General features: G+C 63.3%; 28 protein-coding genes and 1 tRNA gene. 17 read left to right on the top strand and 12 right to left on the bottom strand.

From position 1 onward, the window contains the following. Window positions 1-36: 36 nt before the first annotated feature. The 4 genes from C8J36_RS09415 to C8J36_RS09400 all read left to right on the top strand — a co-directional run bounded on the left by C8J36_RS09415 (window position 37) and on the right by C8J36_RS09400 (window position 2,928). On the top strand, window positions 37-336 hold the full coding sequence (locus tag C8J36_RS09415; RefSeq protein ID WP_207897484.1) for a PepSY domain-containing protein: 300 nt from the start codon (window positions 37-39) through the stop codon (window positions 334-336). Between the two features lie 81 nt (window positions 337-417). Next, window positions 418-1,092: a response regulator transcription factor gene (locus tag C8J36_RS09410; protein ID WP_062595027.1), complete on the top strand. Its 675-nt coding sequence runs from the start codon at window positions 418-420 to the stop codon at window positions 1,090-1,092. Then, a complete protein-coding gene (locus C8J36_RS09405) occupies window positions 1,089-2,456 on the top strand; it encodes a HAMP domain-containing sensor histidine kinase (RefSeq protein WP_062595026.1) in 1,368 nt (455 codons plus the stop codon). Before C8J36_RS09410 ends, C8J36_RS09405 begins: the two co-directional genes overlap by 4 nt. A 127-nt stretch (window positions 2,457-2,583) precedes the next feature. Further along, entirely contained in the window at window positions 2,584-2,928 is a 345-nt protein-coding gene (locus C8J36_RS09400) for a RidA family protein (RefSeq protein ID WP_132534348.1), read from the top strand. Window positions 2,929-3,014: 86 nt separating this feature from the next. Here the strand turns inward: C8J36_RS09400 and C8J36_RS09395 are convergent, their stop codons facing one another. Continuing rightward, on the bottom strand, window positions 3,015-3,416 hold the full coding sequence (locus C8J36_RS09395) for a hypothetical protein (protein WP_132534346.1): 402 nt from the start codon (window positions 3,414-3,416) through the stop codon (window positions 3,015-3,017). 168 nt (window positions 3,417-3,584) lie between these two features. Here C8J36_RS09395 and C8J36_RS24870 point away from each other — a divergent pair, with 168 nt between their 5' ends. Both C8J36_RS24870 and C8J36_RS09390 read left to right on the top strand, forming a co-directional pair. Next, window positions 3,585-3,755, top strand: a complete 171-nt coding sequence (locus C8J36_RS24870) for a hypothetical protein (RefSeq protein WP_092932282.1) — start codon at window positions 3,585-3,587, stop codon at window positions 3,753-3,755. A gap of 220 nt (window positions 3,756-3,975) precedes the next feature. After that, on the top strand, window positions 3,976-5,103 hold the full coding sequence (locus tag C8J36_RS09390; RefSeq protein WP_132534344.1) for an AI-2E family transporter: 1,128 nt from the start codon (window positions 3,976-3,978) through the stop codon (window positions 5,101-5,103). A 22-nt stretch (window positions 5,104-5,125) separates the two neighbouring features. Here the strand turns inward: C8J36_RS09390 and C8J36_RS09385 are convergent, their stop codons facing one another. Further along, a complete protein-coding gene (locus C8J36_RS09385) occupies window positions 5,126-5,929 on the bottom strand; it encodes a response regulator (RefSeq protein ID WP_062595023.1) in 804 nt (267 codons plus the stop codon). 213 nt (window positions 5,930-6,142) lie between these two features. Here C8J36_RS09385 and C8J36_RS09380 point away from each other — a divergent pair, with 213 nt between their 5' ends. After that, entirely contained in the window at window positions 6,143-6,343 is a 201-nt protein-coding gene (locus C8J36_RS09380; RefSeq protein WP_245506511.1) for a NepR family anti-sigma factor, read from the top strand. A gap of 73 nt (window positions 6,344-6,416) precedes the next feature. Here C8J36_RS09380 and C8J36_RS09375 read toward each other — a convergent pair whose 3' ends face one another. Both C8J36_RS09375 and C8J36_RS09370 read right to left on the bottom strand, forming a co-directional pair. Further along, complete coding sequence (locus tag C8J36_RS09375) at window positions 6,417-6,665, bottom strand: glycine zipper domain-containing protein (RefSeq protein WP_062595022.1); 249 nt, start codon at window positions 6,663-6,665, stop codon at window positions 6,417-6,419. Window positions 6,666-6,724: 59 nt separating this feature from the next. Next, a complete protein-coding gene (locus C8J36_RS09370; RefSeq protein WP_082477169.1) occupies window positions 6,725-6,880 on the bottom strand; it encodes a DUF3309 family protein in 156 nt (51 codons plus the stop codon). A gap of 557 nt (window positions 6,881-7,437) precedes the next feature. On the opposite strand from C8J36_RS09370, the gene C8J36_RS09365 reads away from it, so the two are divergent. Further along, window positions 7,438-8,448, top strand: a complete 1,011-nt coding sequence (locus tag C8J36_RS09365) for a PRC-barrel domain-containing protein (protein WP_132534342.1) — start codon at window positions 7,438-7,440, stop codon at window positions 8,446-8,448. Window positions 8,449-8,563: 115 nt separating this feature from the next. On the opposite strand, the gene C8J36_RS09360 is transcribed toward C8J36_RS09365, so the two are convergent. Beyond that, window positions 8,564-8,764: a hypothetical protein gene (locus C8J36_RS09360; RefSeq protein WP_062595020.1), complete on the bottom strand. Its 201-nt coding sequence runs from the start codon at window positions 8,762-8,764 to the stop codon at window positions 8,564-8,566. 250 nt (window positions 8,765-9,014) lie between these two features. On the opposite strand from C8J36_RS09360, the gene C8J36_RS09355 reads away from it, so the two are divergent. The 3 genes from C8J36_RS09355 (at window position 9,015) to C8J36_RS09345 (ending at window position 10,997) form a co-directional block, all read left to right on the top strand. After that, on the top strand, window positions 9,015-9,182 hold the full coding sequence (locus tag C8J36_RS09355; RefSeq protein ID WP_082477167.1) for a DUF1328 domain-containing protein: 168 nt from the start codon (window positions 9,015-9,017) through the stop codon (window positions 9,180-9,182). Window positions 9,183-9,364: 182 nt separating this feature from the next. Further along, window positions 9,365-10,621, top strand: coding sequence for an FAD-binding oxidoreductase (locus C8J36_RS09350; protein ID WP_132534340.1), 1,257 nt, complete (start codon window positions 9,365-9,367; stop codon window positions 10,619-10,621). A 175-nt stretch (window positions 10,622-10,796) separates the two neighbouring features. After that, complete coding sequence (locus tag C8J36_RS09345; RefSeq protein WP_062595019.1) at window positions 10,797-10,997, top strand: hypothetical protein; 201 nt, start codon at window positions 10,797-10,799, stop codon at window positions 10,995-10,997. Window positions 10,998-11,027: 30 nt separating this feature from the next. Here C8J36_RS09345 and C8J36_RS09340 read toward each other — a convergent pair whose 3' ends face one another. The 5 genes from C8J36_RS09340 to C8J36_RS09320 all read right to left on the bottom strand — a co-directional run bounded on the left by C8J36_RS09340 (window position 11,028) and on the right by C8J36_RS09320 (window position 14,143). Then, window positions 11,028-11,435: a TIGR02588 family protein gene (locus C8J36_RS09340; RefSeq protein WP_132534338.1), complete on the bottom strand. Its 408-nt coding sequence runs from the start codon at window positions 11,433-11,435 to the stop codon at window positions 11,028-11,030. An 8-nt stretch (window positions 11,436-11,443) separates the two neighbouring features. After that, window positions 11,444-12,295 (bottom strand): TIGR02587 family membrane protein, encoded by an 852-nt coding sequence (locus C8J36_RS09335; RefSeq protein ID WP_132534336.1) that lies wholly within the window; start codon window positions 12,293-12,295, stop codon window positions 11,444-11,446. Between the two features lie 184 nt (window positions 12,296-12,479). Further along, window positions 12,480-12,965 (bottom strand): BON domain-containing protein, encoded by a 486-nt coding sequence (locus C8J36_RS09330; protein WP_132534335.1) that lies wholly within the window; start codon window positions 12,963-12,965, stop codon window positions 12,480-12,482. Between the two features lie 202 nt (window positions 12,966-13,167). Continuing rightward, window positions 13,168-13,689 (bottom strand): hypothetical protein, encoded by a 522-nt coding sequence (locus C8J36_RS25135; protein ID WP_132534333.1) that lies wholly within the window; start codon window positions 13,687-13,689, stop codon window positions 13,168-13,170. 196 nt (window positions 13,690-13,885) lie between these two features. Continuing rightward, the gene (locus C8J36_RS09320) at window positions 13,886-14,143 is read right to left on the bottom strand and encodes a hypothetical protein (protein ID WP_132534332.1); all 258 of its coding nucleotides are present in this window, start codon (window positions 14,141-14,143) and stop codon (window positions 13,886-13,888) included. A gap of 197 nt (window positions 14,144-14,340) precedes the next feature. Between C8J36_RS09320 and C8J36_RS09315 the strand changes: the two genes are divergently transcribed. The 3 genes from C8J36_RS09315 (at window position 14,341) to C8J36_RS09305 (ending at window position 17,116) form a co-directional block, all read left to right on the top strand. Further along, complete coding sequence (locus tag C8J36_RS09315) at window positions 14,341-15,090, top strand: hypothetical protein (protein WP_132534330.1); 750 nt, start codon at window positions 14,341-14,343, stop codon at window positions 15,088-15,090. 438 nt (window positions 15,091-15,528) lie between these two features. Then, a complete protein-coding gene (locus C8J36_RS09310) occupies window positions 15,529-16,074 on the top strand; it encodes a hypothetical protein (RefSeq protein WP_132534328.1) in 546 nt (181 codons plus the stop codon). A gap of 622 nt (window positions 16,075-16,696) precedes the next feature. Then, entirely contained in the window at window positions 16,697-17,116 is a 420-nt protein-coding gene (locus tag C8J36_RS09305; RefSeq protein ID WP_132534326.1) for a hypothetical protein, read from the top strand. 359 nt (window positions 17,117-17,475) lie between these two features. On the opposite strand, the gene C8J36_RS09295 is transcribed toward C8J36_RS09305, so the two are convergent. Next, window positions 17,476-17,549, bottom strand: a tRNA-Gln gene (locus C8J36_RS09295). A 538-nt stretch (window positions 17,550-18,087) separates the two neighbouring features. Between C8J36_RS09295 and C8J36_RS25305 the strand changes: the two genes are divergently transcribed. Genes C8J36_RS25305 through C8J36_RS09280 form a run of 3 tightly spaced genes read left to right on the top strand, consistent with a single transcriptional unit; the run spans window position 18,088 to window position 21,393 of the window. Next, entirely contained in the window at window positions 18,088-20,229 is a 2,142-nt protein-coding gene (locus C8J36_RS25305) for a Ppx/GppA phosphatase family protein (protein WP_245506510.1), read from the top strand. Then, entirely contained in the window at window positions 20,226-21,008 is a 783-nt protein-coding gene (locus C8J36_RS09285) for an RlmE family RNA methyltransferase (protein WP_062594516.1), read from the top strand. Before C8J36_RS25305 ends, C8J36_RS09285 begins: the two co-directional genes overlap by 4 nt. A gap of 4 nt (window positions 21,009-21,012) precedes the next feature. After that, a complete protein-coding gene (locus C8J36_RS09280; protein ID WP_132534322.1) occupies window positions 21,013-21,393 on the top strand; it encodes a VOC family protein in 381 nt (126 codons plus the stop codon). A gap of 333 nt (window positions 21,394-21,726) precedes the next feature. Here C8J36_RS09280 and C8J36_RS09275 read toward each other — a convergent pair whose 3' ends face one another. Continuing rightward, on the bottom strand, window positions 21,727-23,151 hold the full coding sequence (locus C8J36_RS09275) for an MFS transporter (protein ID WP_062594518.1): 1,425 nt from the start codon (window positions 23,149-23,151) through the stop codon (window positions 21,727-21,729). Window positions 23,152-23,302 lie beyond the last annotated feature (151 nt).

Here is a 23,302-nt window from a genome sequence, read left to right as displayed (position 1 = left end):
CGGCATATGCCCAGGGTCCGGCTCTGGAGATTGCTGATGCGCCGCCTGTTCTGTCTCGTCGTTCTCGTCTCGCAGCTGGCACTGCCGGCCGGCCTGGTTTTCGCCGGCGATCGCACGGCGGATTGCACGCAGGAGCCGCAGGCGCGCTGGATGAGCCCCGCGGCCATTTCGCAGAAGGCGGTGGCTGCGGGCTATCCGGATATCCGCCATGTGGTGATCATCGGCTCCTGCTACGAGATCGAGGCACTGACCGCCCGCCGACGGCGGGCCGATGTCGTCATGGACCCGATCACCGGCGACGTCGTCGCGGCCTCCATGGGCAGCGATCCCGAATGATCGGGAAGAGGCGCTGTCGCACCGCGCGAAACCTGCTAGTTTCGCGTCGGTTCCGACGTTCCAACGTGTGAGACGAAATGCATGCGGCTGCTGCTGGTTGAAGACAGTCCCCGGCTCGCCGAGCTTCTGGGCGAAACCGTCCGGGAGGCCGGCTGGCGGCTCGATGTCGTGACGACGATCGCCGATGCCACGGTGACGCTGACCCTGCGGGAGCATGATCTGGTGCTTCTCGATCTCGGTCTGCCGGATGGCAACGGGCTCGAACTCCTGCGGCAGATCCGCAAGACCTACAAGGACCTGCCGGTCCTCGTCATCACGGCCCGCGGGTCGATCGAGGAGCGGATCGAGGGACTGGATGCCGGCGCGGACGACTATCTCGTCAAACCGTTCCATCACCGCGAGTTTCTCGCCCGCTGTCGCGCCATGCTCCGGCGCAGCCCGACCTCGCTGCAGCCGGTGCTCGAATGCGGGCACCTGCGTTACGATCCCGCCACGGCGGAACTCTCCTGCGACGGCAGCATCGTGGCGCTGCCGCCGCGCGAGCGCGCTTTGGCCGAGCTTCTGATGCGCGACGCCGGCCGGGTGGTGCAGAAGCGCAAGCTCGAACTGGCGCTGTCGGAATTCGGCGAGGAGATGACCGCCAACGCGCTGGAGCTGGCCGTCTCGCGCCTGCGCAAGAAGCTGCTGCCGTTCGAAACCGGCGCCGATCTCGTCACCGTGCGGGGCGTCGGCTACATGCTGCAGGCCGCATCATGAAGGCCGCCCGGGATCGCTCGCTGATCGGCATCGTCTCGCTGCGCATCGTCACCTTCACGGTGCTCGCCATGATGCTCGAATTCGGCATCGTGCTCACCGAATACTGGTCGAACGATGCGGATCTCGGCGGTTTCCTGATCGGGCAGGAGGCGGAGACGCTGGCCGAAGGCATCCACGTTTCGAAAGACCGCATCTCCTTCCAGATGCCGCCGGCGCTCGCCGAACGCTATACGATGCGCGACGACGAGCGCGATGGCGACATCTTCGTCCGGGTTCGCACCTCCACGGGCGAGGTGCTGTTTTCCAACTGCGAGGCGCTCTGCCAGCGCCATTTCCTGCCGATCGAGATCAACCCGCCCACCTTCTGGCAGCGCGAGATCGCGCCCGGCAAGCCGCTCAGCGTCGCGGGCGGGCGCTCCTTCCGCTTCGGCACGCAGGAGGTGTTCGTCGAGCTTGCCGTCCTGCGCGATCCCCATGGTTTCGTCACCAGCGTGCTTCTGCACGAGCTGCGCGACCATCTGATCATCCCCATGCCGCTGATGTTCGGCCTCGTTGCCGGCGCCACGATCCTCTCCGTCCGGCGCGCTTTGAAGCCCGTGGTCGAGGCCGGCAAGGCGGCGGATGCCATCGATCCGCGCGCGGCTTTCAGCCCGCTCTCGACCGAGGGCATGCCGCGCGAGATCGCCAATTTCGCCAATGCGGTCAACCGGCTGCTGGTTCGCGTCGCCGACCTCATCCAGGCGCAGAAGATCTTCTCCACCTCGATCGCCCATGAGATCCGCACGCCCGTCGCCGTCGTGCGCATGGAGCTCGAGCGGATCGACGATCCCCGCGCGCGCAAGGCCGAGAAGGATCTGGAGGCGCTGACCCATATGCTGGAGCAGCTGACCTCGCTTGCCAAGCTCGACGTGGTGGATGCCGCCTCGTTCAGGCCGGTCTCGCTGGCAGGGCTGGCCAGCGACGTCGTCGCCCAGCTCGCGCCCTTCGTCTTCAACAGCGGCCGGACACTCGAATTCGTGGAGGAGGGCGGCGGCGAGATCCGTGCCGTGCCGGCGCTGGTCGAAAACACCATCAGCAATCTCGTCGAAAACGCGGTGAAGCACACGCCGAAGGGAACGCGCATCTCCGTCCGCACGGCGGAAACCGGCCTGCTCGAGGTCGCCGATGACGGCCCCGGCTTCGGCCGGTCGCCGAGCCATATTCTCGACGGCGGGCGGATCAAGAGTTCGGACGCGCTCGGTGTCGGCCTGAAGATCGTGGAGCGCATCGCCGAACTGCACGATGCCGCGCTGACCGTGGACTCGCAGCCCGGGGAGGGAACGCGCGTGCGCCTCGAATTCCCGCCACTGCCGGAAGCGGCCTGAGACGGCGGTGATGACGTCTCGAACGGTGGAGTTTTCAGGCCGGCGGTTTTCCTCGGCAGCGTTCTCCTGTAAGCCCGCGGTGGTCTGCGCTTCGGCGCCACCCTATCCGAGCAAGAGGAACTTCACGATGGACATCACACGCTTCGAGACCGGCCCGCGCATGAGCCAGGCCGTCGTTCACAACGGCACCGTCTATCTCGCCGGCCAGGTCGGCAATGCCGGCGACGACGTCGCCACGCAGACGGCCCAGGCGCTGGCCTCGGTCGATCGCCTGCTGGAACAGGCCGGCACCGACAAGACGCGCATCCTGAACGCCACGATCTGGCTTGCCGACATGGTCGACTTCCCGAAGATGAACGCCGTCTGGGACAAGTGGGCGCCGCAGGGCAACACGCCGGCGCGCGCCACGGGCGAAGCCAAGCTCGCGACCCCGGACTATCTGGTCGAAGTCATCGTCATCGCCGCCCTCTGAGGGCGCGAGCACCGGGCGGCGATGTCGTCGCCCGGTCGCATTTCTCAGAGCGGAAGCCGTTCAGCCGAAACACCCCTGACGGGACGTCAGTTGCCAATCCGCGCGACGCCGGTCTCGCCATTGTCGCGCACCCATTTCACCTTGTCGGCGCCGGTCGGCGTCAGGTCGAAGCACATCTTCGCGCCCTTGTACCAGGTGTTGAACTGCTGGCAGAGCTTGTCGTCGGCAATCCACCATTTGCCGGTATCGCTCGGCTGGATCAGCTTGCCGATCCCGAGCGCCTTGCCATCCCCATCGACCACGCCGGATGTCCGGTAGTTCAGCGGAAACTCGCCGCCCATCGGCGCCGCGAGAAAGATCGTGCGCCCGATGATCTTTTCGCGAATCTCCGCCTCGGTCATCCCGGCCGCAAGGGCCGCACTGCTGGCGGAGACAAGAAAGACGCTGCCGATGGCCAGCAAGAGGCGCGTGGAGGCAAATCTGGTCATGGCGCGGGTTCTCTGTTGCTTTTGCAGAGACGTACGGAGCGCGAAATGCGCCGGATCACATGTCCATTGATCGCATATCGCAAGCTTCGCGAAAGCTTGGGAACAAATCGGCAAATCATGCCGTTGTTAGGCCAGAATTAACACTTCCGAACATCGAAGGACGCCACCATGCTTTACTGGCTGCCCAGGCTTGGCCTGATCCTGCTCGTCTGCGCCGCACTTGCCGTGGGCGTTGTCTCCGCAACATCCGACGACGTCGCCAACACGCTTCTGGTCGTTCTTCTCGGTCTCGGCCTGTTCTCGCTGACCCTGCGGATCTTCCCGCCCGAGAAGTATTGATCCGCGCGGACATCGTCGTCCGGCGCTGAAAAACACCATTTTTGGTGGAAACGTAAGCGCTTCCTGCCGCTCACGGGAACTTTTCGTCCCGAAATCGATTGAGCGGCGTCCCGGTCATCATAGTCTGCAAAAACATGTCTGCAGGGTGTGAGATCGAGGGACGTCATGCAGGACATCGCGGCAGCTTCTGGCCCGCGCTCATTGCGAGTGGAGGTCGGACGTGAACGCTGCCATACCGGAGCGAGCCTTGTTCAAGGCGAAGAAGAAAGCGCAGATCGAGAACCCGCCCGTTTCGGAGGCGACCGCACTGGTCGATCCGAAAAGCGGCCTCGATCTCGTCGTGGCCTGGAGTATCGTCGGGACCTTCGTCATTCTGATGTCCGGCGTGATCTATGCGCTTGAATCCATCCTGATGCCCGTCACGCTGGCGATCGTTGTCGGCATGGTTCTGGGCGTCGCCGCCGACAGATTGTCCCGCTTCGGCCTGCCGCCCGTGCTCGGTGGCCTGTTCTTCGGACTCGTCTTCGTCGTGCTGGTTTTCTTCCTCGTCAACGCGCTCATCGAGCCGGTCTCGATGCTGACCGAAAAGGCGCCGGCCCTGATCGAGGGGGCGACAGAGCGGTTTCTGCCGTTTTTCGAGCGGTTCGAGTGGGTCAAGAGAGCCATCAACGGCGCCAACGAGAAGGCGATCTCGGACATGGTCATGGCCAATGCCGGCGCCATGCTGGGCATCGTCGCCACGGGCCTGACGCCCGCTTTCGTCCAGACATTGATCTTTCTGGCTGCGCTGGGGCTCTTTCTCATCGGGCGCGCGCATCTGCGCAAGACCATCATCCTCGCCTTTGCCACGCACGAGCGCCGCCTCACCGCCATCCGCGTCATGAACGCGACCGAGAACGCGGTCGGCTTCTATTTCTCGACCGCCAGCCTGATCTACATCTCGCTCGGCACGATCACGGCGCTGATCGCCTTCGCCGGCGGCCTGTCGGGCGCCATCCTCTGGGGCCTCTTCGCCTTCGTGTCGAGCTTCATTCCCTATCTCGGCGTCACCGCCATGACGATCGCTCTCACCTGTGCCGGCCTGATGACGCATGACAGCATGATCATGGCGCTGCTGCCGGCGATCTGCTTCTTCCTGCTGCATCTCGTCATGGAAAATCTGGTGACGCCGGCGATCCTCGGCCATCGCCTCGAGATCAACCCGTTCCTGATCTTCATCGCCATCATCTTCTGGACATGGATGTGGGGCGCAGTCGGCGCGATGCTCGCCATGCCGCTCGCGCTGATCGGGCTCACCATCTTCAACGAGGTGCGCACCCGGCCGCCGGAACGCCAGTTGCCGGGCTGAACCGATTGTCTTAACTGAAGCCTCACGCCTCGCCGGCGTGAGCGTTCTCGTCGAAGAACAGCGCCTGGCTGATCAGGGCCTTGACCATATCCGGATTGAACGGCTTGGTCACAAGGAAGGCGGGCTCCGGCTTTTCGCCGGTCAGCAGGCGCTCGGGGAACGCCGTGATGAAGATCACCGGCACCGTCGCCGTCGACAGGATCTCGTTCACCGCGTCGATGCCGGAGCTGCCGTCCGCAAGCTGGATGTCGGCCAGCACCATTTTCGGCGAGGTCCGTTTGAACAGATCGACCGCCTCGCTATGCGTGCGCGCGATGCCCGCGACGCCATGGCCGAGGCTGCGCACCATGTCTTCGATATCCATGGCGATCAGCGGTTCATCCTCGATGATCAGGATGTCGGTGACGACCTGGCGGGCGATATCCTGCGAGGCCTGCTGGATCAGCCCGGCAACCGCCTCGGGCGTCACGTCGAGGATTTCGGCGGTCTCGTCCTGCGAAAACCCTTCGACGGAAACGAGCAGGAAGGCCTTGCGCGCGTCGGGCGAGATGCGTGCGAGGTTTGCGGCAGCCTTCTTTTCCCAGGCATAGGGCGAATTGACCGCATCTTCGTCGATCTTGATGGTGACCTTGTCGAACTGGGAGCAATAGAGCTTGAAGACGCTGACCCGATCGCTGGACGCCTTGGGGAAAAGCTCGATATTGGCGATCAGCGCTTCGAGAACGGCCGCGACATAGGCATCGCCCGATGTCTGCGATCCCGTGATGGCGCGGGAGAAGCGGCGCACATAGGGAAGGTGAGCGGCAATCCGCATGGAAAGTGACATGAAAGACGTCCTTCGATATATTGGCGCCGAAACCGGACAGAGTGTGATCGTTCGACGAGTCGAGACAGGGACGTTTGACCATGTTTCCCGCCGCGTGGAAAGTTTGATCGGTAAGAATTGCAAAGCATGAGGTCGATGTGATCGCCTCGAGGATGCTGAACGCGCGGACTGGCCTGGCCGCCGCCGGAATTGGGACTAAGCGGACCTGAACGCATGGCGGATATGACAGACCCCAAACCCCGCGCGGCCCCCAAGCCTGCGAAGACCACGCACCACAAGAGCTTGGACCGGAACAGCCAGATCGTCTCGAAACTGCGCGCGCTCTACAGTGCCGTGGAAGAAGAGCCGTTGCCGGACGCCTTTCTCGATCTGCTCCAGCAGCTCGACAGCGTCGAAAAGGCGCGCAAGGGCTGACCCACAGAAACCGAGACACAAAAAAACGGGCCGAGGCCCGTTTTTCCGTTTTCGTTCGTAACCGATCGGCCGATCAGCAAGCAGCCGTGTAGCGGCGGCCATAGCGGTCGCGATAGATGCAGCGGCCCGGCTCGTTGGCACGGCCGATCAGCGCGCCTGCAACGCCACCGACGGCTGCGCCGACAGCGGCACCACGGACGTTGCCGGTTGCCACGCCACCGATGATGGCGCCCGACGCTGCGCCGATGCCGGCGCCACGTTCGGTCTGCGTGCACGCTGCGAGCGGCATGATCAGGGCGACGGCGAGAATTGCTTTTTTCATGGTGATATCCTCCGGTTCAAGATGTGTTGATGGCCCTCTGGGAAAGCCTTTGGTCTTACTTAAATGCGTCCCATGAGGACCAAGACAAGAAGGATAACGACCACAAGGCCCAATCCACCGGACGGCCCATAACCCCAGCTGCGGCTGTGGCCCCACGTCGGCAGAGCGCCGATGAGCAGGAGAACAAGGACGATCACGAGAATTGTGCCGAGCATGGCGGTTCCTCTTTGGGTTCATTCGGAATGCGGAGCGTAAACGTGCCGTTTGCGAAATTGTTCCAGATCGCGATCACGCGATTTTGAGGTGTCTGTTGATCGCCGCTTGCGGTGGCGTCCTCTCTCCCACGCACTTACCTGCTTCTCAACTGACTGAAGTGCTCTTCTTAAGGACCCAGCCGGACGGGTTACGGAGCGGGCGTCGCGCCTGGAAGGCAGCAAAGACATCCGTGAGAACGCCGGAACATTTTCGGCCTCCACCGCGTTGATGGCGCTGTGTGGATGTGAGGATAGTAGGATGTGGCTGACCGGCTCGCGACCGCCGACATGTCCGACGTCGGCGAAAGCCTGATGGTCTGACCCGCGACATGAAGTCGGCCATGATGGCCGCCGGAACACGCCTGAGACGCTGTTCCGCCTCCCACATGTTTCCCTTCCTGCGTGACATAGCCCGGCGAACGCACCATCCCGTCGCGTCGCGGTGTCTCGCAACTTAACGCCTTTCGTTGCCTTTTGACCCGTCGCTTAAACCAATCACCTGTGTAAGGAGCAATCCGATGCTGAAGACCCTTCTGGCAAGCACCGTTCTTGCCGCAACGCTCGCCGGAACGGCCTTGGCGCAGCAGACGCCCGCAGCCCCTGAGGCCCCTGCAGCCTCAGGCGCAACCGCGCCCGCCGGCGCTGCGGCGACATCCCCCGGCGACGACATGCTGGCCTCCAACGTCATCGGCAAGACCGTCTATACCGGCGTCGATGAGGAGGGCGAGGCGATCGGCGAGGTCAAGGACGTCGTGATCAATGCGGCCGGCGCAACGGAAGCGCTGGTGATCGGCGTCGGTGGCTTTCTCGGCATCGGCGAAAAGGATGTCGCCGTCAATTTCGATAGGGCGTCCTGGTCGGATCGGGACGGAACGAAGATTCTCGTCGTCTCCATGACCAAGCAGGACCTCGAAAAAGCACCGGCCTTCCAGCGCAAGGCGGTGATGGATGGTGCGGTGACCAAGGACACGGCCGCCGCCGCGCCTGCCGCACCTTCGACCTCGACCGCCGCGACGCCTGCGACCCCGGCCGATGGCACCGCGACGCCGCTTGCGACACCTGAAAACACCGAGGTCCCCCTGGACGCCGCCGGTGCCGACCCGGCCCTGCCGCAGACGGGGACGACGCCGCAGATGACCGATCCGGATCTCGCACCCGATGCCGCGACCACGGCCGAGCCGACGGAAGAACTGAAGCCCGTCGATGCGGCCATGCTGTCGGCCGACAAGCTGATCGGCACGCCGGTCAAGGTGGCCGACGATACCAAGATCGGCGAAGTCGGCGATGTGATCCTCGGCAAGGAGGGCAAGCTCGAAGCCTATATCATCGATGTCGGCGGCTTCCTCGGCATCGCGCAGAAGCCGGTCGCCATGAGCGCCGCCAACATTCAGGTGATGGCCGACGCGAAGGGCGCGATGACGATCTATTCGCCCTACACCAAGGAACAGCTGGAAGCCCAGCCCGCCTATGATGCCGCCGCCTACAAGGCCAATCCGGGCAGCATCGTCCTGTCGAACCCAAAGCCGTGACGGCAGGACAGAAGCGCGAGGCACGCCGTCTCTCGGCGGCCTCGCTCTCGACCTGAACACACAACAAAAAAGGCGGCCCGATGGACCGCCTTTTTCTCAATGCGATGGAGATCGATCAATGGCGCTCGCGGCCGCCTTCGGAGGAATCGAGCTGCTCCAGCAATTGCTCGAACCGTCCATCTGTGGCCGGCATGTTGCCGTTGAAGTAGAGGTCCTTCAGTGTCTGCCCGATATGCAGGTTCTTTTCGTTCGATCGCGATGCAGGCCGCGCCGAGGCCGCAACGGACTTCCAGATATGTGCGTTCGATACAGTCATGATGATGTCTCGCCTCAATCAATTGTGAACTCAACGCCTCTTGCACGGTGAAGTTCCGCATTTGCTGTGGCGAGCGCGTGTCAAAATGAACCAGTGTTGCCGGTATGGTAAACGAAGACTGAATGGCGGCTATTTGGACGCGATGCTGAAGCGTGATCGACCTTTTCGGAACCGTCATCGTCCGGACCCCCGGCGGAACAATAAGACACGTCATGCGTTAATCGGCATGTTCTAATTGGAGGAGCGTGTTATGCTTTATTACGCACTTGTCTTTCTCGTCGTGGCCATCATCGCAGGTGTCCTTGGCTTCGGCGGTATTGCCGGCGCATCGGCCGGTATCGCGCAGATCCTGTTCTTCCTGTTCCTGGCCTTCCTCGTCATTTCGCTGGTTGCAAGCTTCATGCGTCGCCACACTTAAGCGCGGCGAGGACCAACGAACAGGAATTCATTGCAGAAGGGAGCGGTTCGCCGCTCCCTTTTTCGTTGTGCGAAGGCGTCGTTCAAGGTGTCGATTTGCACCGCGACCTGTTGCGGAACGCCGGGAAAATGCTGACAGTGGCAGACAGACGCAAAGCGCGCCGGGAGCAGGAGTTGATCAGCATGAAGACGGATGTGGCGGTTCTGGGTGCGGGGATTGTCGGCCTTTCCACGGCCATTCATCTGGCGCGGCGCGGAAAATCGGTCCTGCTCGTCGATCGCCGCGGGGCAGGGGAAGAGACGTCCTTCGGCAATGCCGGGCTCATCCAGCGCGAAGGCGTCGTGCCCTATGGCTTCCCGCATGATTTCGGCGCCCTGTTTCGCTATGCGCTCAACAACACGATCGATGCCCATTACCATCTGAAGGCCCTGCCGGGTCTCGTGCCCTTTCTGGTGCGCTACTGGTGGAATTCCGGTTTTACCCAACACCAGCACATCGCCCGGCTCTATGCGCCGCTGATCGAGAATTCGATCACCGAACATGCCGATCTCATCAAGGCGTCCGGCGCGGACAACCTGATCCAGCGGGATGGCTGGATGAAGGTGTTCCGCACCGATACCGCCCGCGATGCCGCCTACAAGGAGGCCGAGCGCCTGTCGGCCGGCTTCGGCGTCAACCATCAGAAACTGTCGCCCAGTGACATCAAGGCGCTGGAACCTTCCATCCGCATCGATCTCGCCGGCGGTCTCCGCTGGACGGACCCCTGGTCGATCCGCGATCCCCACAGCCTCAACAAGGCCTATCTCGCCTACTTCCAGTCGCTCGGCGGGCGTCTGGTCGCGGGCGATGCGGCAACGCTGGAGCATGTTCTGGAAGGTCCGGGCTGGCGGATCGCCTCGCCCGATGGGCCGATCGAGGCCGCGGAGGTGGTCGTGGCGCTCGGCCCCTGGGCGGATACCGTCACTCGCAAGCTCGGCTACCGCTTCCCGCTCGCGGTCAAGCGGGGCTATCACATGCATTACGGCACGCAGGAAGGCGAACGGCTGAACAACTGGGTGCTCGACGCGGAGAAGGGCTATTTCCTCGCGCCCATGCTGCGCGGAATCCGGCTGACGACCGGGGCGGAATTTGCCACGCGCGATGCGCCGAAGACCCCGGTGCAGCTTGCCCGTGCCGAGCGCGTGGCGCGGGAGTTCTTTCCCCTGGCCGAACGTCGCGACGAGGAGCCCTGGATGGGCGCGCGACCCTGCACGCCGGACATGATGCCCATCATCGGCAAGGCGCCGCGACACGAGGGCCTGTGGTTCGCTTTCGGTCATGCCCATCACGGCATGACGCTCGGTCCGGTGACTGGCCGCGCTTTGGCCGAGAAGATGACGGGCGAGCGAACCACCATCGTGGATCTCGGCCCCTACCGTCCGGAACGCTTCGTCGCCTGAGGCGGCGAAACACCTGGACGCGATCCGATCGAACCTGCCGCGAATGCGGACAAGTTTGTTTGATTTCGGACACGGAACGATGGGTCGCGCCTGCCGTTTCCCCGTCGCCGCACACGACACAATGGCGTGCCTGCGACGGGATAGGGCTGCCGGATGATGGCGGCAGGAGATATGCATGCAGAAACACATCGTTGAGATATCAGGCGAAGCCGTGGGCACCCTGATGCCGCACGCTCGCGGCCTGCGCTTCATGGCCGTGAAGTTCCATGTCTGGCCGCTCGACGGGGAAGTCTATGCCGATCCCGCAACCGCACATCAGGCGGTCTGCGACCATATCGCGGCGACCCGCAAGGCCATGGCGGAGCGGATGCATTAAGCCTCCGCAAGCCACGGAGAGCAGGACGTCTCAGGGATCGCTATAGCCGGATGCCCGGACATCCAGCCGGGAGGCGCCGGGATCGGCGGAAAACAGCAGGGCACCCTCCACCTGGGACTGGGCGGGAACGTAGTCGATCGTGACTTCCCGGGTTTCCACCGGCTGTTGCCCGTCGTTCAGAAGACGCCCGGTCACGGGCACCCCGGCCGCTGTTTTCTTGCCCGTATTGGAAACGATGAACGACACCTCGAAACCTTGCGCCGTCGGCCGCTGCGCCGTCACCGTGACGGCAAGCTCCGGTGCGGCGTCCGTCGCCGTAAAGCCGTGATAGAGGATCATGCCGGTCATTGTGGCGATCAGAGCGGTCGAGAGGAGACCTGTGGTCCACTCGATCCAGTGCGGATGGCGGCGGACGATCTTGCGGCGGGACGACGCCATTCAGCACCTCACAGGATGAGCCGGGCGGCGGCGGCGCCGATGGCACCGGGGAAGCCGAGCACGATGGTGGACATCAGCGCCGGCATGGAGCCGGCTCCGTCGAGCCTGCCGAAACTCCAGAGACAATAGAGGCTGACCAGCAGCGCGATCACATAGCCCGGCAGGGTGAAGCGGATCAGCGCATGCCAGCCCGGCGTATCCTCCAGCTCGTGCCCGCCCTTGAACGAGACGGCATAGACGAAGGCGTGCATGACGAGAATGGAAAGGACGATGGTCGCCAGCGCGTGCCACGGCGTCATCTTGTAGGAGATCAGGATCATCTCCTCGGTCGGCGCCATGTTGAGATTGAGGAACAGCGCGCCGACGGCCATCATGAAAAGTTCGGCACCATAGCCGCTGTGCGGATCGTCCTCGGCATCATCCGGATCGGCGCCGAGCTGGCTGCGGCCGAGAAGCGCGCCGATCCCCGCGGGAACGGCCTGTAGCGCGATCTTGCCCAGAAAATCCTGCTCCGACGTTTCCGGTGTCAGAAGCTTGAAAAGCGTCAGGATCATCGCGCTGGCGAGGATACCGATCGCATAGGCGATCATCGCGTCGCGGATATCCTCGCGCCAGGACACCGTTTTCTCGAAGCCGATGCGATGGGCGATGCCGATCAGCAGCGGCACGGTGAGAACGAGCAGCAGAGCGAGACGAAAGCGATCCATGGCAAAGCCCAGATCCCACATTTCCATCGTCATCTGCATCGGCAGGGCAAACAACAGGGCGCCGGCGATGCCGCGCGCAAGTCCCGTGACGAAATCCGTCGTGCGAAACGCGGTTTCACCTGCCGCCGCGCGTGTCTCCCCAGATCCCCCCATGATCCCTCCAGACATTTGACATAGGAACAGCGCGCAAAACAGGAACTGCAAACAAAACAGAAACTGCGCAGCCTTGTGGACCGCGCAGATATTGTAACCGATGACTGACGTTTTGGAAACGCGACCGGCGGTCGGGACGGACGACGCATTCTCCGACAAACCGCCTGTGCCGCGTGACCACGGTTCAGTCGTTCAGGCCGCTCGGCAGGTTCGCATCGACCGCCATGGTCGTCAGCGTGTTGCGCACCTTGGAGATGCCAGGAATGCGATAGGCGAGCTCCTCGATTGCCCGTCGATCGGCTGCGGTCTCGACCTCCCCGGAGAGTTCGGCCACGCCCCGCAGGACCTTGATCTCGACGGATGACGTGTCGATCTCATGCTCTTCGAGTGCATTGGACAGCGCTTCTTCCATGCCGTCATCATCGGTATCGGCCTCCGGATCGTCGCGCAGAATATCTGGGCCACCATGACCGACCCGCGCCGTCTCGTCCGACGTCTCGAAGCCGGGATTGCCGGACTCGTCGAAGCTTTCATCCGTCTCGCCATACGAGCGATTGGCGACGTCGGTCGGCGAACCCGAGACGTCATCGGCGTAGGGCCATCCGTCCTTCAGGTCGCGGTCTTCATAATCACGGTAGTCTTCTTCGCGGCGTGTGGTCTTCTCGATCATCGTCTGATCCTCGATCTTGTCGTTTCACAAGGGATAACCGCTGAGCCGCGCTTTGGTTCGACCGGGCAGGCGATAATGTCTGACCGGACCATTCGAACCGATCGTCATTCAAGGCGAACGGAACCACAAGGCAACAAAAAAGCGGGACCATCTGGCCCCGCTTTTCTCAGTAACGTCTCGTGGTCTTTCAGCCGAAATCAGCTTACGGAGCCGTGCCGGTTGCCGGAGCGGCGCCCGTTGCCGGAGCCGTCGTTGTCGGAGCCGTATCGGTGGCAGCCGGCGGTGTTACCGGGGTGGCCGGAGCGGTTTCAGCCGGTGCCGTTGCGGCAGGCGCGGTGGTGGACGGCGCCGTTGCGGCAGGAGCCTCGGCGGCCGGCGGCGTTGCCGTCTGGCTTGCCGGAGCCGGCTGCGTTGCCGTATCGGACGCGTCGTTCGACATTTCCGCGGGCAGCCAGACCAGAAGCGCCAGAACCAGGCCCGCAAGAAGAATGATCAGCACAGGCCAGTTGCTGCGGCGGGTCCGCGCCACCGGCGCTGTCGGATCCAGAGGACGCTGCGCCAGGGGATCCCCGAGCGGCGCCCCGGTCACCGGATCGATGCCGGCCGTTGGCCGCATCGTTGCCGGGTCGGTGCGGGCTGCCTGCTCGGCGCGCGCGGCATCGTCTGCAGGCCAGGACGTGGAATTGGCGGGGCGATTTTCGTTGGGATCAAAACGCTGGTTCATGGTGTGCTTCCTCCTTCTTGTTTCGCCGAATATCGGCACATGAAGAGCAAACGCACCGCTTGGCCTTAAGTTCCGGGATCATCTTGGGCCCGCATACAGTCGCCGAACGCGAAAAAGCGGATGGGGGCTCACCCGCCATCCGCTTTCTGCCAAACGCCTTTCGGCGAACGGGCTAACCCGGCTCGCGCAGGAAGAATCAGTCCTGCTCGCGCATGCCGGGCGTTGCCTCGCGCTGGTCTGCGTCTTCGAGATCGGAACGTACCAGGAAGACGTCGCCCTTCAGACGAGCGGCTTCACGACGCGCGGCAGCCGACATCATGTCGTCCGGCTCCACCTCCTCCGCATCCTTGCCCTTCAGCTCCGCCTCGCTCTCGATCGGCGTCACGTCCTCGTCACGAATATCGAGGGTCCCGTCGGTCTCGGCCCGCGGTGCGGATGTCTTGGTGTCGGCCATGTCGCTTCTCCTTGAATTCGCAAATCAACGTCCGCCACCGGCCAATGTTCCGGGCGTCGAGCATCGAAACAGCGTCGATTCAACTGTGCGAGGAGCGGCCGCTCTTTCTCAGGAATTCGATTTTAGAATTAGAAAAATCTTTAATAGCTTTTCCTTTTGCTCTATTTCGATGTTGAGCAAGCAGGAAGAGGTCCGTCATGACGATCGATATATGCGTTGTCGCCGGCCGCAGGCCGGACCTGCTGGAAGCGACCTTGACCGACTTTCAGGAGAGGTGCTTCCGCCACCTCGACGTCTCCCGCTGCCTCGTCAATATCGATCCGATCTTCGGCGATGCAGACGATGCGACGGCCTGCCTGTCCATCGTTCATCGTCTTTTTCCGCAAGCGACCGTCTTTCAACCGGAGACGCCGAATTTCTGTGCGGCCGTCAGGCGATTGTGGTCGAACACCTCGGCCGATTACATCTTTCACCTCGAGGACGACTGGCGCACGCTGACCGACCTCGATCAGGCCATCCTGGCGCCCTTCGCAGATCCGTCCATCCAGCAGGTTTCGCTGCACACGATCAATCAGAACTGGGACATCCGGCGAAAAGGGCATCTCTATCAGAGGCGCAGCTTCAAGCTCTTCGGCGTAAAGCTTCCCAGACTCCGCACGAAGCCCCTGTTCTCGACCTCGCCCTCCGTCCTGCGCGGTGATTTCGCCCGCCTCGCCGCAGGTCTCCTCGATCCGGCCCTGGATCCCGAAAAGCAGTTCTACTCCAACACCAACAGGGCCCTCCAGACCCGCGTCGCTCGATACAGGACCTATATCTACTCGCCGCGCCTGACCCCGGTCATCGAAGACACCGGCCGCAACTGGCGCGACGAGCGCCGGATCAGAAAGGATTTTGCCAACGGGCAATCCATCTGGACAAGCGATGGCGAGGGCGAGAGCGTCGGCTGAACGATGATGGTGCGGAACGTTCATCGGTGCCATCTCAGGCGATGAAAGGTCGCAGAAATCGGATTTTCGAAAGAGACATGATGGTGACCCCCGTGCAGACGACCGTCAGGAGGATGGCCGAAAGCACCGCCGCGACGTTATGCGGTGTACACGACGACAACGGATGGGTGGATCACCCTAGCGAACCAGACGGCGTTCTCCGCAGCATTTGCGCCAAGCGGTGTTCGAGCATTGATGAACGGGTGGCTTCGCGACAGCGCGCCAATCAACACAGGTGCAGCGGTCGCGACGGGTTCGAATGTTGCGGAAACCGTTCGCGCGGGTCAGGCGGGCCATCCGTTGTCGGGCGTCTTCGACGTCGCTGCACAGCTTGAGAGCAAGTCCGACCCGACGAAGCATGCGCCGATGGCATAGGGCACGGCAAATGTTTTCCGTGGCTTGACCGCAGACGGCATCCACCCGACGGATGTCTACCATGCGAAGGTCCGAGGCACGGTCTCGGCTCTGGCCGTCGTCGGTGGCTCGGGCTGGACCGTCGCGCCGCAGGTCGTGTTCTCCGGCCACGGCGTGCCGGTCGCAACGCCGGTCTTTTCTGGTGGCGCTTTGACGGGCATCACGCCGGTCAGCGATGGCGGGATCGATTACGACTATCCGCCTACCGTTGCCATTCTGCCGCTCAACAATGCGGGCTCAGGCGCATCCGCGACGGCGGTCCTTACGAACAAAAGGATCACCGGCTACACGAACATTGTGGGCGGCACAGGCTACACCAATGGCGCTCTCGTCTCGCATGCAGGCGCCGTTCCTCCACAGGCAACCGCGCGCATTGTTGGCGGGCAAGTCGCGCTTGCAGAGGCCGATTGGCGGGGCGGCTCCGATATCTCGTTGGTGCCCACAGTTTCGCTTGTGGGCGGCGATGAAACCGGCGCGTCCGTCGTCACATCGACGTCCAAGAGCATCGAACCGGAGCTACTGTCAGCGTAAGCTGCCAGCCCATCATTAAGGCTGTGTTTCATGTTAGACCCTATCGAAATACTAGCGGCAATTGAACCACTTGGAGCCTGGTCGAGGCACTTTGATCCGACGTTCAACGAAAACCTGAGCGAGACTATCTCTAATAAATTCGCCTTACAAAATTCTCTGGTTCCTGACGATCTGTGTGTATTCCACCTACGAGAAGTTGAAAGGCTTGGTGCGGCTTTGGAGGCTATTACAAAAAGCTGATAGTTCGCCTAGCTTCCACCGATTACCACGGGAGGCGAATTTGCGCATAGCGTTTGACTTGGTGTCACTGCAAGGGGTCCTCAAGAATTTGCCGAAATATAAGGATCTTAATAAGAATATTAAGCTATTCTTGAGCGCTAGGTCATTCCAGCTAGACTTAGAAAGCGCGCAGCGTTCGCTACAAGTCCTCACTGCTCTCAACGATTTGGACGGCGACTCCCGGTCTCGCTTAGGACAGCCCCTTATGTTGCACGCGGTAATGATGTACTGCCGCGCGGCTATCGAGGACGGGTCTGGGCGTCATCCAATGGGGGTCACCAGCCAATTCTCAAAGGAACAGAGGCAAAGGCACCAAGATGTCGTCAAGCTTCGGAACAAGACGATGGCCCACTTCGGAGTTGGGGAGGGGCTATACGGCGAACGGTGGACAAAAGAGTCTGCCGTGCTAGTATTTCAGAACGATAACGTCTTCGTGAAAAACGTTTGGACTCGGGCAAATTATTTAGCGCAACTGACATTCCACCTTGAGGATCTTTGCGAAGCTGCTCTCAAAACAGTGGTAAGCAAAGCGGATGAACGGCATAAAGTCCTCTTTTACACGCTGATGAAGCTTGTGCGAGAGGACGAGGAAATAGTTAGACTGCTGTATAAACATATGTTCAACCCAGAAAATTTTTTTGGAGATGCGGAGTCTGCAGCTGAATTTTGGGAAGTTGATGGCATGCGAGAGGTATTCACTCCTATGTTTGTATCAACAGATTTTGAGGCAACATGCGGACCTAAAGTCGTAAGTAAGCTTTAACGGTTTGGCGCATTTGCAATCTCCCCACCCCAACACCTTTTGGTGGGGTGGCTGGATAACCCCAAAGCAGGTCAGTCATATTCCCATCTAAAACGCTTGCGCCACGCTAAAAGGCACTCGTCCCAAGTGTCTCGTTCGCATGACTTCACTGTTCCTTCCAAGGCGACTTTCACAGCTGAGGTGTTGTATGCCAGAACCGTCATGAGGCTCTAGCCCTTTGAACGGCCCTCAGTGTTGCCCTCGCGCGAAGCGATGGACACCACCTTTGAGCATCAGTTCTGGGCATCAGGTCGCAGTTAATGCCAGTACAGGATCCAAAAAGGCCGAAAAAAAAGAACTTCAGGGAAAAATTAGAGAGCTGGCTGGGGAACCTGGATTCGAACCAGGACTAACGGAGTCAGAGTCCGTGGGTCTACCGTTAACCTATTCCCCAACACGCGGGCTGTGCCCGTCGGTGTGCCGGGCTTATAGACAAAACGGGGCGGGATGCAAAGGGGGTTTTTGAAAAACTTTGCCGAGGCCGGGGTTGGGTGTCTGGCCGGGCGCGTGTGCGGGGTGCGCTTGCGGGTGCAAAGCACGGATTGTCGTTCTGGAAAAAGCAGTTGGCGAAAGGCGGGCGCGCTGGTAGAGTTGGGGCAACGAAAATCGAAAGAGCGTCTTGAGCGACCGACAAGGCTTCGCGCGACGCGGTGGTAAGATCAGTGAAAGACCCCGAGCACGGCGATACGCCGTATGAGAGCGGGGCTTCGGCAGCGGCAGGAAACCAGGGGCACGCTATCCCCGGGTCCGGCAAAGCCAAGCGCAGGCGTCGCAAGACGGCGCGCAATGGCGCCGCGCATGCCAGCTCCCAAGACCTCTCCGCATCTGGAGGAGGCCATTCCGGACAGACTATTCTGGATGGCGAACCCGTGCGCAAACGCAAGCGGCGGCGCCGTACGAAGTCTGCATCGTCAGGCTTTCCGCACGGCCGTGTGTCCGCGCCAAACGACCATCCCCGCGACGACCATCCCGACGCAGAACCTGCGCATGCCGATCCGTTGCGCGGCCATCCCGCGCGCGGGGAGGGCACGGCGTCTGGCGGCGACGGCAGCGTGTCCGGCAACCGCGAGCACAGCGACGGCAGGACGCGCGATGGCAAGGGCCGGAATGTCGCGTCTTATGATTCGCGCGGCAGCGCCCTGACGTCTCGCGACGGATCGGGACGGGATCGTCGTGACGCGGTCTCGCCCAGTGGAGTCTTACCCGGTGCCGTCTGGCAAAGCGGGTCCGCTCAAGGTGGGGCCCCTGACGGGCGCGCAAGTGCTGCGGCATCAAGCTCTCCATCCGGCCGGCCGGCGGGTGAGGGTGCGGACGAGACGGACAGCCATGGCCTTTCGGGTCGCAATGGCCCTTCCGATGGTCGGGCCGATGGTTGGGCCGATGCGTCCGGTCCGGGGGATACGGGTTCCGGGGGCCCGGCACAGGGTGGTGGACACGGGCGCGCCAAGGGAGACGGGCGGGGCGGTGGACAGGGCCGCGGACAGGGGCATGCCGCAGAACCGGCCGGCAAGGGTCACCGGAACCACCGGCATCGTCATCGCCGGTCGGCGCAGGCGCGTCCGCTTCAGGGCACGGATGTCGTCCGGTCCGGGCGCGACCGCGCAGAGCCAGCCAATGCCGGCCCGACGAAGCGAGCAAACGAGCCGGCCGGCGGACGCCCCTCGGCGGGCCAGCGGCCGGGCCGTGGCGCCGGCACGCACGGCGCATCCGCGTCTGCATCCGCCTCGGCTGCGGGTCTGCCGACGGGGGCCCATGCTGCCCCGATCGGCGGAGCCTCCGGGCGGGCGGCATCGCAACAGAGCGGCCATTCCGGACATCAGCGTTTCGAGCAGGGCGGCGCGCAACCGGGCAGTCCGGCCGGCCGGGTGTCCGGGTCGTCCGGGAATTCTTCACACCCCGCGCAAAGCCATGGCCATGGCTATGGTCCGCAGGCGGGGTCGGCCGCCCGCGGTGCAGCTGGAAGCAATGCCGGTTATGCCGCTTCGAGCTTCGGCCGACGTGCGGATGCCTTCGAGGGGGATGATGCCGGTCCGATGCCGCTCTATGCGGCGCTCGATCTCGGCACCAACAATTGCCGGCTTCTGATCGCGCAGCCGACGCGGCCAGGGCAGTTCCGGGTCGTGGATGGCTTTTCGCGGATCGTTCGGCTGGGCGAGGGCCTGGCGGCGAGCGGCCGCCTGTCCGAGGATGCCATGAACCGCTCGGTCGAGGCGCTCAAGATCTGCGCCGCAAAGCTCGGGCATCGCAATATCCGGCGCGCCCGGCTGATCGCGACCGAGGCGGCCCGCGCCGCCGAAAACGGCGTGGTCTTCATGGAGCGCGTGTCGGCCGAAACCGGCCTCGAACTGGAGATCATCGACCGGGAAACCGAGGCGCGGCTCGCCGTGTCCGGTTGTGCGTCGCTGGTCGGGCGCGAGGCGCGCTCGGTGGTCCTGTTCGATATCGGCGGCGGCTCGTCGGAAATCGCCGTTCTGCGCATCGGCGACAACAGGTCGAGCCGGCTTGCCAACCATATCACCCACTGGACCTCGCTGCCGGTCGGCGTCGTCACCCTGTCGGAGCGGCATGGCGGCCGCGATGTCACGCCGGAAAGCTTCGAGGGCATGATCCGCGAAGTCTCCGGCATGCTCGATCGCTTCGATTGCCCGGATATCGAGGAGGTTCGGGCGGCCGAGGATTTCCACCTCATCGGCACCTCCGGCACGGTCACGACGCTGGCCGGCGTGCATCTCGATCTGCCGCGTTACGATCGCCGCCGGGTGGATGGCCTCTGGCTGTCGGATGACGAGGTGTCCGCGATGCAGGCGCGTCTTCTGTCCTGGGATTTCGCCGCGCGTGCGGCCAATCCCTGCATCGGGCCGGATCGGGCGGATCTCGTTCTCGCCGGCTGCGCCATTCTGGAGGCCATCCGCCGCCGCTGGCCGTCGACCCGCATGCGGGTCGCCGATCGCGGGCTGCGCGAAGGTCTTTTGACCGATATGATGGCCGATGACGGCGTCTGGCGTCGCGGCCGTGGCCGCCGCCCGTCGCGGTCCGGCCCGCAAACCGGCTCCGAGGAGGGCCGAAGCTCATGACCAAGCCTCCCATCGGCGGAAATCGGACCGGACGCAAGCTCGGACAGAAGGTGAAGAAGGGCAAGCTGAAGGCGTCCTCGCGGCGCTGGATCGAGCGCCACATCAACGACCCCTATGTGCAGCGCGCCCAGCTGGAAGGCTATCGCGCCCGCGCGGCCTTCAAGCTCCTGGAGATCGACGAAAAGCACAAGATCCTGGCCGGCGCCAAGCGCATCATCGATCTGGGAGCCGCCCCCGGCAGCTGGTCGCAGATCGCGGCCAAGGTCACCAGCTCGACGGATACGGACCCGCGCGTGGTGGCGATCGATTTCCTCGATGTCGATCCGCTGCCCGGCGTCGTCATCCTCAAGCTCGATTTCCTCGATCCCTCCGCGCCCGACGCGCTGATGGATGCGCTCGGCGGCACGCCGGATCTCGTGCTCTCCGACATGGCGGCCCCCACCACGGGCCACCGCCAGACGGACCACATCCGCACCATGCACCTCTGCGAGGTCGCGGCGCACTTCGCGATCGACGTTCTCGGCCCCGGCGGCCACTTCCTGGCCAAGACCTTCCAGGGCGGAACGGAGCGCGAGCTTCTCAACCTGCTGAAACAGAATTTTCGCCAGGTCCTGCACATCAAGCCGGCGTCGTCGCGTGCGGAATCGGTCGAGATGTTTCTGCTCGCCAAGGACTTCAAGGGCCGGCGCGACGGCATCTCGGACCACGCCGATCTCCGGGCGGAAGGCCAGGATTTCCGCGACGAGCGCGAGGATGTGACCGAACACGACGAAGATTGAGCGGATGCTGCTTTACGTCACCGTCGGTTCGAACGATCCGGCCCGCGCGGGCCCGTTCTACGATGCTGCGCTGGCGCTGCTCGGCCTCGTCCGCCGGCAGGAAAGCGGCTCGGATATCGGCTATGCACATCCCGATGACAGCCGCTGCCGCTTCTGGGTCGTCGCGCCTTACGACGGGCGGCTGGCGACCGTCGGAAACGGCGTGACGATCGCACTGGACGCTGCCAGCCGCGCCGCCGTGGACGCGTTTCACGCGGAAGGCCTCCGGATGGGTGGGACATGCGAGGGCGCACCCGGCCTTCGACCGTTCCATGCCGCGTTCTACGCAGCCTTCCTGCGCGATCCCGATGGCAACAAGATTGCCGCCGTCTGCGAACGCGCATGATCCCGTTGCAGGGTACGATACCGCCGGCTTCATGATGCCCATATCCGGGCGGCGGCCAGAATTTCGAGACGCGTTCGATGACGGGGCGAAGCACCCCCAAACTCCGTCATTCCGGGCTTGACCCGGAATCGATCGACCTGACGTCGGTCAGGTCAATGACCGTTTCTCGACTCAATGCGTTTCTTCGGCGCAGGGACGTGGGCTGGTTGGAGTCCGGATCAAGCCTGGAGTGACGGAGGGGAGCCCGTCCTTCGAAAACGCATCCGCCCGAAGCGCACCCCCCGCAGAGAGACGTCGACGGTGCTGCTTTTTGCAGGCAGCGCTCGGCCGGCATCACTTCCCTGCCAGCTGCTCCAGCTGCGCCTCGCCCTTCTCCCGCGGCGCGGCGCCGTGTCCCGAGACCGCGGCGCCGGCGGTTTTCGCCATGCCGAGGAAGGGGATGACGGAGACGAGGGTGATGGCGGAGATCAGCATGAAGGCGAGCTGGAAGTCGGCGAGTTCGAGCTGCGTGCCGGTCCAGCGGTTTTCCACCTCGAGAATGGCACCGGCCACGGCGACGCCCATCGCAAGGCTCATCTGCTGCAGCACGGCGCTCATCGCGGTCGCCTTGCTGGCCATCGCGTCGGGAATATCGGCGAAGGAGAGGGCGTTGATGCTGGTGAAGAAGAACGAGCGGGCGAACCCGGCCAGCAGCAGCACGAGGCACATGACGATGTAGGGCGTCGCCGGAGTGAAAAGCCCGTTGACGAAGGTCAGCACGGTGGCGATCAGCGCCGCGATGATCAGCGTGGTGCGGAAGCCGGCGAGAACGAGCACCCGTTTGGCGAAGAATTTCGTCGTCAGCGCGCCGATGGCGCCGACGAAGGTGATCATGCCCGACTGGAAGGGCGAAAGCCCGAACCCGACCTGCAGCATCAGCGGCATGAGGAAGGGGATGGCGCCGATCGAGATGCGGAACAGCGTGCCGCCGACGGCCGCGGCGCGAAAGGCGCTGTCCTTGAACAAAGCGAGATCGAGCAGCGGTGCCGGATGGTGGCGGGCGTGGCGTACATAGAGGATGCCGCAGAGAATGCCGATGCCGGCCGCGATCGCGCCGATGCTCGGCGGCAAAGCCGGCAGGCTCATCACCGACAGGCCGAACATCGTGCCGGAGGCGGCGATGGCGCTGAGAAAGAAGCCGGTGACGTCGATCGGCGGCGGCCGGTCGCTGATGACCTCGGGCAGGTAGATGCCGGACAGGATATAGCCGAGGATGCCGACAGGCACGTTGATGATGAAGATCCAGTGCCAGGAAAAATAGGTGGTGATGAAGCCGCCGAGCGGCGGGCCGGCCAGAGGCCCGGTCAGCGCGGGAATGCTGAGCAGGGCCATCGCGCTCACGAGGTCGCTGCGCTGCGTGCTGCGCACCAGCACCAGCCGCGCCACCGGCGTCATCATGGCGCCGCCCATGCCCTGCAGGAAGCGGGCGCCGACGAAGGAGACGAGGTCCCCGGAGATGGCGCAGAGGATCGAGCCGACGACGAAGACGAGGATCGCCGAGCGGAAGATGCGCTTGGCACCGAACCGGTCGGCCATCCAGCCGCTCAAGGGAATGAAGATGGCGAGCGACACCATGTAGGAGGTCAGCGCCAGCTTGAGCGTGATCGGGCCGACGCCGAGGTCGCGGGCGATCGCAGGCAGCGAGGTGGCGATGACGGTGGAGTCCATCTGCTCCATGAAGAGCGCGACGGCAAGGATCAGGGGAACGATGCGGTTCATGCGAAGGCAAGCCTTTTCGACGGCCTCTTGGGCTCCGGGGAAACGCCCGGGATGGTCGGCTGAGGTGGGAGGCGGATGTCCGTGCGCGGGCAGATGCGCAGGGCAAGCCGTCGGTCCTGGTTTATTGAACAGGAGATAGACACACAGCGGC

Source organism: Rhizobium sp. PP-F2F-G48, assembly GCF_004342335.1.
Taxonomy (GTDB): Bacteria; Pseudomonadota; Alphaproteobacteria; order Rhizobiales; family Rhizobiaceae; genus Ferranicluibacter.
This window is presented reverse-complemented; position numbering and strand designations above follow the sequence as displayed.

Bases quoted from the DNA above. Each gene is read 5' to 3' on its own strand.
- C8J36_RS09415 (WP_207897484.1), top strand. From the start codon at position 37: ATGCGCCGCCTGTTCTGTCTCGTCGTTCTCGTCTCGCAGCTGGCACTG.
- C8J36_RS09410 (WP_062595027.1), top strand. From the start codon at position 418: ATGCGGCTGCTGCTGGTTGAAGACAGTCCCCGGCTCGCCGAGCTTCTG.
- C8J36_RS09405 (WP_062595026.1), top strand. From the start codon at position 1,089: ATGAAGGCCGCCCGGGATCGCTCGCTGATCGGCATCGTCTCGCTGCGC.
- C8J36_RS09400 (WP_132534348.1), top strand. From the start codon at position 2,584: ATGGACATCACACGCTTCGAGACCGGCCCGCGCATGAGCCAGGCCGTC.
- C8J36_RS09395 (WP_132534346.1), bottom strand. From the start codon at position 3,416: ATGACCAGATTTGCCTCCACGCGCCTCTTGCTGGCCATCGGCAGCGTC.
- C8J36_RS24870 (WP_092932282.1), top strand. From the start codon at position 3,585: ATGCTTTACTGGCTGCCCAGGCTTGGCCTGATCCTGCTCGTCTGCGCC.
- C8J36_RS09385 (WP_062595023.1), bottom strand. From the start codon at position 5,929: ATGTCACTTTCCATGCGGATTGCCGCTCACCTTCCCTATGTGCGCCGC.
- C8J36_RS09380 (WP_245506511.1), top strand. From the start codon at position 6,143: ATGGCGGATATGACAGACCCCAAACCCCGCGCGGCCCCCAAGCCTGCG.
- C8J36_RS09375 (WP_062595022.1), bottom strand. From the start codon at position 6,665: ATGAAAAAAGCAATTCTCGCCGTCGCCCTGATCATGCCGCTCGCAGCG.
- C8J36_RS09370 (WP_082477169.1), bottom strand. From the start codon at position 6,880: ATGCTCGGCACAATTCTCGTGATCGTCCTTGTTCTCCTGCTCATCGGC.
- C8J36_RS09365 (WP_132534342.1), top strand. From the start codon at position 7,438: ATGCTGAAGACCCTTCTGGCAAGCACCGTTCTTGCCGCAACGCTCGCC.
- C8J36_RS09360 (WP_062595020.1), bottom strand. From the start codon at position 8,764: ATGACTGTATCGAACGCACATATCTGGAAGTCCGTTGCGGCCTCGGCG.
- C8J36_RS09355 (WP_082477167.1), top strand. From the start codon at position 9,015: ATGCTTTATTACGCACTTGTCTTTCTCGTCGTGGCCATCATCGCAGGT.
- C8J36_RS09350 (WP_132534340.1), top strand. From the start codon at position 9,365: ATGAAGACGGATGTGGCGGTTCTGGGTGCGGGGATTGTCGGCCTTTCC.
- C8J36_RS09345 (WP_062595019.1), top strand. From the start codon at position 10,797: ATGCAGAAACACATCGTTGAGATATCAGGCGAAGCCGTGGGCACCCTG.
- C8J36_RS09340 (WP_132534338.1), bottom strand. From the start codon at position 11,435: ATGGCGTCGTCCCGCCGCAAGATCGTCCGCCGCCATCCGCACTGGATC.
- C8J36_RS09335 (WP_132534336.1), bottom strand. From the start codon at position 12,295: ATGGGGGGATCTGGGGAGACACGCGCGGCGGCAGGTGAAACCGCGTTT.
- C8J36_RS09330 (WP_132534335.1), bottom strand. From the start codon at position 12,965: ATGATCGAGAAGACCACACGCCGCGAAGAAGACTACCGTGATTATGAA.
- C8J36_RS25135 (WP_132534333.1), bottom strand. From the start codon at position 13,689: ATGAACCAGCGTTTTGATCCCAACGAAAATCGCCCCGCCAATTCCACG.
- C8J36_RS09320 (WP_132534332.1), bottom strand. From the start codon at position 14,143: ATGGCCGACACCAAGACATCCGCACCGCGGGCCGAGACCGACGGGACC.
- C8J36_RS09315 (WP_132534330.1), top strand. From the start codon at position 14,341: ATGACGATCGATATATGCGTTGTCGCCGGCCGCAGGCCGGACCTGCTG.
- C8J36_RS09305 (WP_132534326.1), top strand. From the start codon at position 16,697: ATGGCCCACTTCGGAGTTGGGGAGGGGCTATACGGCGAACGGTGGACA.
- C8J36_RS09285 (WP_062594516.1), top strand. From the start codon at position 20,226: ATGACCAAGCCTCCCATCGGCGGAAATCGGACCGGACGCAAGCTCGGA.
- C8J36_RS09280 (WP_132534322.1), top strand. From the start codon at position 21,013: ATGCTGCTTTACGTCACCGTCGGTTCGAACGATCCGGCCCGCGCGGGC.
- C8J36_RS09275 (WP_062594518.1), bottom strand. From the start codon at position 23,151: ATGAACCGCATCGTTCCCCTGATCCTTGCCGTCGCGCTCTTCATGGAG.